The organism is Paraburkholderia sp. LEh10, from assembly GCF_017814945.1.
GTDB lineage: Bacteria > Pseudomonadota > Gammaproteobacteria > Burkholderiales > Burkholderiaceae > Paraburkholderia.
In genome coordinates this window covers 1-6,584 of sequence record NZ_JAGIPX010000145.1, presented here as the reverse complement: position 1 = coordinate 6,584, position 6,584 = coordinate 1, and the positions used below count along the sequence as shown (strand labels likewise).

At 60.6% G+C, this 6,584-nt stretch carries 5 protein-coding genes and 2 pseudogenes; 2 read left to right on the top strand and 5 right to left on the bottom strand.

Annotated features, from left to right (window positions below):
- Positions 1 to 158: 158 nt before the first annotated feature.
- The 5 genes and pseudogenes from J8I87_RS42950 to J8I87_RS42930 form a co-directional block, all read right to left on the bottom strand.
- Positions 159 to 961 (bottom strand): annotated as a pseudogene (locus J8I87_RS42950) (IS5 family transposase).
- A 55-nt stretch (positions 962 to 1,016) separates the two neighbouring features.
- Positions 1,017 to 1,508: a heme-degrading domain-containing protein gene (locus tag J8I87_RS42945; RefSeq protein ID WP_209938672.1), complete on the bottom strand. Its 492-nt coding sequence runs from the start codon at positions 1,506 to 1,508 to the stop codon at positions 1,017 to 1,019.
- A 164-nt stretch (positions 1,509 to 1,672) separates the two neighbouring features.
- On the bottom strand, positions 1,673 to 2,689 hold the full coding sequence (locus J8I87_RS42940; RefSeq protein ID WP_209938671.1) for an aldo/keto reductase: 1,017 nt from the start codon (positions 2,687 to 2,689) through the stop codon (positions 1,673 to 1,675).
- Between the two features lie 55 nt (positions 2,690 to 2,744).
- Positions 2,745 to 3,992 (bottom strand): ABC transporter substrate-binding protein, encoded by a 1,248-nt coding sequence (locus J8I87_RS42935; protein WP_209938670.1) that lies wholly within the window; start codon positions 3,990 to 3,992, stop codon positions 2,745 to 2,747.
- 78 nt (positions 3,993 to 4,070) lie between these two features.
- Positions 4,071 to 5,315 (bottom strand): DUF1479 domain-containing protein, encoded by a 1,245-nt coding sequence (locus J8I87_RS42930; protein ID WP_209938669.1) that lies wholly within the window; start codon positions 5,313 to 5,315, stop codon positions 4,071 to 4,073.
- A 92-nt stretch (positions 5,316 to 5,407) separates the two neighbouring features.
- Between J8I87_RS42930 and J8I87_RS42925 the strand changes: the two genes are divergently transcribed.
- Positions 5,408 to 6,391: a helix-turn-helix domain-containing protein gene (locus tag J8I87_RS42925; RefSeq protein ID WP_209938668.1), complete on the top strand. Its 984-nt coding sequence runs from the start codon at positions 5,408 to 5,410 to the stop codon at positions 6,389 to 6,391.
- A pseudogene (locus tag J8I87_RS45515) lies at positions 6,379 to 6,584 on the top strand (epoxide hydrolase); the annotation flags it as partial. The gene J8I87_RS42925 and the pseudogene J8I87_RS45515, both read left to right, overlap by 13 nt.

The following is a 6,584-nucleotide window of genomic DNA, read 5'->3' as shown; positions in this document are numbered from 1 at the left end:
TCGTCTCATTGATTTCACTTGGCGATACATACGTCGTCAGGTCGGCGTCGCCGACTGTGTTTTGAACATCTTCCTTAAAGGAAAAATCCCAGGATCCTCGATTTTCAGGCCGTGTCGAGGATGCATTGAACGACATAGATATGTTTACGTAAGAGCCGCTAACAAAAGTCATCAACGAAGCGCGAGCAGATAACGGCAGCAGCGAGGGAAAGCAAAGCACGATGAATGTCGAGGCTCCGCTCGAAACGAATGCGCAGTTTGCCGAAACCGGCAAACCAGGCATGCGTGCGCTCGACCACCCAGCGATGCCGCCCGAGCCGCTCCTTGCTTTCCACGCCGCAACGGGCAATACGTGCGGTGATACCGCGCTGCTTCAGGTAACGCCGACAGCGGGCAAAGTCATATCCCTTGTCTGGATGCAACTTGCCCGGGCGCTTGCGCGGCTGGCCACTCAGGCCCGAGACTTCCGGAATGGCATCAAGCATGGGCTCGAATGCCGTCGAGTCATGTCGGTTAGCGCCCGTGACTGTGATGGCCAGTGGAATGCCGCGTGCGTCTACAACGATGTGCCGTTTCGACCCGAGCTTTCCCCGGTCTGTCGGGTCAGGCCGTTTCCTGGCCACCGGGGGCTGGGTACACTGGCGGCATCAAGGCTCGCGCGTTCCCAATCAATCTGGTCGTGCTCACGCAACCGGCGAAGCATCGCCAGATGCAGTTGCTCCCACACACCTGCGGCCTGCCAGTCCCGTAGACGTCGCCAGCATGTCATGCTGCTGCCGAAACTTGGTTCCCGCGGCAGATCTTCCCACGAGATGCCCGTTTGCAGGACATACAGGATGCCGTCTAGTGCTTCGCGGTCGTCAACTGTGCGCCGACGACCGCCTTTGGGTGACGGCGTAAATGCCGGAATCAACAGCTCCAGCGCCGCCCACAGTTCGTTGCTGATTTTTCTTCTGGACATGCGGCCCAGGATACGAAATCTATGGCTTGATGTCCAGGTTGTGTTAGCCACTCGCCTACGACAGCGCAAATTCCGCGTGGTCATGGCCAAGCAGCGCGCACAACGCCTCGACGATCAATCCGTGGTCTTCGCGCTGCGGCAAACCGGACACCGTGATCGAACCAATTACACCAGCCCCGTGCACAGTCAGCGGGAAACCGCCGCCGTGTGTTGCGTAGTCAGCGTTCGACAATCCAAATTTGTCGGCGAGCGTCGAGCCCGATTCTGCCAAACGCAGACCAACCGCGTATGAACTGCATCGGAACTGCGCGACTGTATTACTCTTTCGTCGCACCCAGTCCGCATTGTCAGGAGTCGCGCCAGCGAGGGCGCTGTAAAAAATCAATTGCCCGAAAGTACGTACGTCGATCGCAATGGGCAACCCACGAGTCTTTGCGAGTTCGTGCAAATGCATTCCAATCTGCCACCCAAAATCGGCGTCAAATTGGGGAGCGACTAGCCGCTTTTCTTGCTGTGCGATTTGCTGAAGATCTCTGTCAATGTCCATATCGAAGATATCGGAGCGAACCCGCCCTCCAATGGAAGTTAGCGAAAAAGCCTGACGCGAGGGCGACCCGGCCCTCTCCGCCATGGCGAACCGTCACGGTGCTGCGTTGGGTTTGTCGCGAGCGAGGCAGCTCCACACTGCGCGGAAGTGATCTGAGACGAACGCTATTGAGGCGTCGGCGCGTCCGGGCGGATCAGCTCGCGGCGCTTCAGTTCGGCCCAGAATTCCGCTGGTATCTCAGCCTGAAAGGTGCGAAGGTTGTCTTCGAGCTGTGCAACCGTGCGTACACCCGGAATGTTGGTGGGGATCGCAGGATGCCCGAGGACGAATTGCAATGCAGCGGCTTTGAGCTGCACCGAGTATTCCCGGCATACCTGCTCCATCTTGCGCACCCGTTCCAGAGTGACTTCCGACGCGGGCGCGTAGTTGTATTTCGCGCCGGGCACCGCGCCCGTCGCGAGAATCCCGCTGTTGTAGCCACCGCCGAGGATGACCGACACCTGCTTCTCTTCGCACAACGGCAGAAAACCGTCCAGTGCGTCCTGCTCAAGCAGCGTGTAGCGGCCAGCCAGCAGCAGGCAATCGAAATCCTGCCTGCAAATCGCTTCGTGCGCGACCTGCCATTCATTCACGCCCAGCCCCACCGCCTTCACGACGCCTTCGTCACGGAGCTTCAGCAGTGCTTTCGACGCGCCCGCCATCGCCGCTTCGAACATCTCGGGCTGGCGCTCTCCGTGGGTGAACACATCGATGTCGTGGATCAACGCAATATCGATGTGCTCCAGCGCCAGCCGTTGCAGGCTGTCTTCGATCGAGCGCATCGTGCCGTCGTAGCTGTAATCGAAAACGTTTTCAAACGGCAGCCCGTCGACCCACGGCGCGAAGTTGATGTCGGCGCGCCTGCGCGGCTTGAGCAGGCGCCCAACCTTGGTGGACAGCACAAACTGATCACGCGGATACCAGCGCAGCCCCTGCCCGCAGCGCGCTTCGCTCAAGCCATGACCGTACATCGGCGCGGTGTCGAAGTAGCGTACGCCCGCATCCCAAGCCGCCTTGATCAATGCTGCCGAATCGTCTTCGCTGATCGGCCTGAAGATGTTGCCGATCGGCGCGGCGCCGAAGCCCATCACCGTCGTTTCGAGCCCTGAACGCGGCCATTTACGCTTTGCTACGGGATCCATCTTTCTCTCTTCCTTTCGCGAGTGAAGTTGCGCGTTTCCTGATCGACACGCGCCGTCATTTGACCTTCGCAGCAGCTGCGAGCTTGCGCACGCCCTCTTTCGCATCCTCGTTGGAGTTCATGAAATTGGTCACGACGTCGGTGATCGCGCCAGCCGTGACCGGCGACTGAAGTTCGCCGAAGGCCAGCGAAGGCAGGAAACCGCCCGTCTTGATCGTCGCCTGCTCGTCCGCGCGCGACTTCTTGGCACAGCTGTCGAACTTGTCCATCGGCACATCCAGCCTGACGGGAATGGAGCCCTTGTAGAGACTGAACTGCTGCTGGAAATCGACGGACATGATCGTTTTGGCCAGCGCAAGCTGTCCCGGCGTCGCGTCCTTTTTGCCGTTCTGCTGGAAGAACACGAATGCATCCGCCGTGTACGTGTAGGCATTCGACGTACCGGGCGCGGCCGCGCAGATATAGTCGACATCCGCCTTCTTGTTCGCGTTGGCGAATTCCCCCTTGGCCCAGTCACCCATGAACTGCATGCCGCCCGAGCCTGAAATCACCATCGCGGTGGCGAGATTCCAGTCGCGGCCGTGGTAGCCCTTGTCGAAGTAAGTCCGGATCTTCTGGACGGTCTCGAACACCTGAATCATTTGCGGCGACGTCAGCGTTTTCTGATCGAGATCGACGAGGGCTTTGCGGTAGAAGTCCGCGCCCTGTGATAGCACGACGGTCTCCCAGATCGTCATGTCTTGCCACGGTTGACCACCGTGCGCGACAGGCGTGATGCCCGCGGCGCGAAACTTGTCGGCGAGCGCGAAGAACTCAGGCCATGTCGTCGGTGGCGTGCCGCCGACCTTGTCGAGGTCCGCCTTGTTGATCCACAGCCAGTTGATCCGATGGACGGAGAACGGCGCGGCGACATAGTGACCGCCCGCCTTCACGTCACTGTCTATCTGCGTGGGCGTATGCGCTCTCCAGTCGGCGGCGGAAGGATCGACCGTGACCAGCGTCCCCTGCTCGGCCCAGTCCTGAATCAGCGGCCCCTTGATCTGCGCGGCCGACGGTGCGTTGCCCGAGATCACCTGCGTCTTCAGCGCCGTCATGGCCGCCGCGCCCGCACCGCCCGCGATAGCGAAGTCTTTCCACTCGTAGCCTTGTTTGCTCATGTCGTCCTTGAGCAACCGGATGGCTTTCGATTCGCCGCCTGAGGTCCACCAGTGCAGTACCGAAATCTGTTCAGCGGCACGAACAGCATGTGTACCGGCGATAAGCAGCGCGACAGCCGCCGCAACCGACGTCAGTGATTGTTTCATTGCAGTCTCCGAATTTATCTTTATGGATGGGGCGACGCACTCGCGATCAGCGCGACCGCGCGTGCGTGCCCGTTTCAACTACAGATCAAAGCCGAGTTGGGCCTTGCCAAGCGGCGTCAGATCTTCGGCCGTTGCACGGCCGGTGAAATCGACTTCGAAATGGTCGGTCGGGAAGTCAGGTGGGCTTTCGCCTTTCAGGAAGCTCGGCAACTGACGCTTCAGATAAGCGTCGTTCTTGGCGCACGCCGGCACCGAGGCGATGTACATCACATTGCTATAACCCGCGCCCTTGTGCTCATCTTCGACGGCATGAATGACGTCGCTGTGCCAGAACACGGTGTCGCCCGCTTCCATTTGGGGAATCGACGACAACGCCTCGAACAGGGGCGCGTGAAATTCCGGCTTGATCGAGAGCGCGCGACCGGGCATCGCGCCGCACAGGTCATCCTCGGCGACATCGTCCTGAAGGGCGCGCAACAGGATGTACACCATCGAGTTGGCGATGGGTACGAGTTGCAGCGTGCCGTCGCCAGGGCCTTGCGGCGTCAACGCTGTCCAGCCCTGGAAGGTGCGGAACATCGAACAGACGGCGGGCGACGCGATCTCTTCCACATCAGCGCGGAAAGCGGCGTCGAACGCATCGTATTCACGCCAGTTGCCCGAGAACACGTGGCGATACACCTTGCGAAAATTGCTTTCGATCCAGCGTTCGACCGACCCGCCGTCGCAATGCGCCGACAAGCCAAGCGACGCCGAACCAGGCGGCCGCCGACGCAGACGGTCGGCGTAGACGGGCACATGCTCCGGATCGAAGTAAACGCGTCCGTCGCTTTCGTTGCGCCAGAGTTTGTTGAGGAAGACGCGCGCCGCCGTCAGTGACTCCGACTGACGGGCCAGCACTTGTGGCTTCGACCAGTACACGCCGTAGATCTGCGGCTTGCTCGAAGCCAGCTGACCGAAGTATTTGTCCTCAGCGCGGTTTTCGAGGCGCTTGTCGAGGTGATTTCGCTCGACGTAGTGCGCGATCTCTTCGTCCCAGCCCTGCACCAGCGCGCGCGGGAAGACGTTGCGGATCACACATGCGCCGCGTGATTTGACGAGCGCGATCTGTTCGGCAGTCACGCGTTTTCTGGTGATGTCGGAGAACTCAATTTCGGGAATGACGTCTTCTCCGCGATCGCGCTGCGCGGCAATTCGCTTCGCCTCTTCGCCGATCGATTTTTCGACTTCGGCGAAGACCTCCCGATAATTCGGCAATGCCGCGCGAAGCTCCTTTTTTGCCTGCCGGATTGCGCCCGGCAAATCGTCGATTTCCAGCGACATGATTGTCTCCATGTGAATTTCGTGGCGCTAGCATATGACGCGCATGCGCGCCTTGGTGATACTATTCAGGCAATTCATTTGCGTTTTCGGCCATGAAACCAGCATACGAGCATGTCGAGTTCGGCGAGGACTGTTCGGTCCGGGTTTACCATCGGCGGCTTCCGCGCATTCCGTTCGAGTGGCATCACCATCCCGAGTACGAGCTGACGCTGACGATGAACAGCCATGGCAAGCGCTACATCGGCGACTCGGTCAACGATTATGAAGCCGAGGATCTCGTTCTCGTGCCGCCGGATCTGCCGCATACGTGGGCATCGAACCGGTCGATCGAGCCGTCTTCGCCGCAGGTCGCCATCGTTATCTGGTTCGACGGCGACTGGGCGCGGCGGATGGCGGATTGTTGTCGCGAATATGAGCCGCTGCGTAAGCTCCTGCGCAGAGCAGCGTGCGGGCTGGCATTCGAGCCACCGGCCGGCGAATGGATGCGCGGCCGTCTGGACCCGTTGCTATCGAACGTGGCGCGCGAACGGCTGAGTGCGGCGCTCGACATTCTTTGCACGCTCGCCGACGCACCTGGCCAGCCGCTCGCCTCACCGAGTGCCTTCAATCAGGCGAACACGGGCCCATCCGGCCATGAGCCCGAGCGGATCAACCGTGTGCTTTCGATGATCGACGCGCGCTTTGCCGAACCGCTGCGGCTGTCGGAACTTTGTGCAGCGGCCAGCCTGTCGGAACGCACGCTCACACGTTACTTTGTGCAGCATATTGGTGAGAGCGTCGGGCGGTACATCGCCCGCGTTCGCATTGGACACGCGTGCCGGATGCTGGCCGACACATCCCTGCCCGTTGCCGTCATTGCTGCCCGCTCGGGTTTTACGAATGTCGCGAACTTCAATCGGCAGTTCAAGGCGGCGAAACAAACGACGCCGGCCGAATATCGGCGGCAGTTCCTGGCTGCAGGTTCTCCTGACCAGGACGCGGCAGCTCGCTTGACCGAAAGGTCTCCTTCACTCCAAAGAACGCGGAAATCATCCGGCAGGAAAAAAAGGCGAAGCGAGCGCTCCACGACCAGTTGAGCAGCGCAGCGAAAAGGCGCCGCGCGTATGCGCTCGAGATGGGAACACGGCCGCAAACGCTCTATGGACTGTCGGACTCGCCCGTTGGCCTCGCAAGCTGGCTCGATCACGGTGATGGATATGACCAGCCGGCGCTGGCGCTGAGTTCCGCCGTGTACGGGCGCCCCGTGAAGGGAGAATCCGCGGGCGCGCT

Bases quoted from the DNA above. Each gene is read 5' to 3' on its own strand.
- J8I87_RS42925 (WP_209938668.1), top strand. From the start codon at position 5,408: ATGAAACCAGCATACGAGCATGTCGAGTTCGGCGAGGACTGTTCGGTC.
- J8I87_RS42940 (WP_209938671.1), bottom strand. From the start codon at position 2,689: ATGGATCCCGTAGCAAAGCGTAAATGGCCGCGTTCAGGGCTCGAAACG.
- J8I87_RS42935 (WP_209938670.1), bottom strand. From the start codon at position 3,992: ATGAAACAATCACTGACGTCGGTTGCGGCGGCTGTCGCGCTGCTTATC.
- J8I87_RS42930 (WP_209938669.1), bottom strand. From the start codon at position 5,315: ATGTCGCTGGAAATCGACGATTTGCCGGGCGCAATCCGGCAGGCAAAA.
- J8I87_RS42945 (WP_209938672.1), bottom strand. From the start codon at position 1,508: ATGGACATTGACAGAGATCTTCAGCAAATCGCACAGCAAGAAAAGCGG.